1 pseudogene is annotated in these 537 nt (G+C 53.8%); it reads right to left on the bottom strand.

Going from position 1 to position 537, the window contains the following annotated elements:
• Positions 1–48: 48 nt before the first annotated feature.
• Positions 49–537, bottom strand: a pseudogene (locus ODQ17_RS19150) (hypothetical protein); the annotation flags it as partial.

Genomic DNA, 537 nt, shown 5'->3' with positions numbered 1-537 from the left:
CATAGTTGCCGTAACACCGCCACGGAACCATAGGTTTTGCTCACCTGTTCAACTCTGATCATACTTTTTCCCCCTGCTCAGCAAAGATGAACCCATCAGCAGAACGATGGATAGGAATCCCCCGACAATGGCCGCTCCCCCCACCATGAACAAACAAAGAAGGGCCACTTCCCCGGAAGCACCGTAGTGTAGATAGTTATAAATCCGCAGGGTCAAGGTGGAATAGCCGGGAGGAATAACAATCAATGTTGCTCCCAACTCCCCCGCACTGAAGGCAAAGACGACCCCAGCAGCAGCCAACAGACCAGGAAGTAAAAGGGGAAAACGCAGATAAAGCCAAATACGCCAACGGGGCCCGGGCACTAAAAAAGTACTGTCCCAGAGGCCAGGGTCTAATTGTCGTTGTTGGGCAAAAAGTATCAGGGCGGCCATGGGGGTAAAGCGGGCTAGGTGGGCAAGGATAGGCATGGCCAGGCCGCCGTAAAAAGGATTACCCCAAGGGGCATACCCCAGGGCAATTAAGCCTACCCCCACCAG

It is taken from the genome of Acinetobacter sp. IRS14, from assembly GCF_034650275.1.
GTDB lineage: Bacteria > Pseudomonadota > Gammaproteobacteria > Pseudomonadales > Moraxellaceae > Acinetobacter > Acinetobacter oleivorans.
The sequence above is the reverse complement of the archived record's forward strand: the minus strand, read 5'-3'. Positions and strand labels throughout refer to the sequence as shown.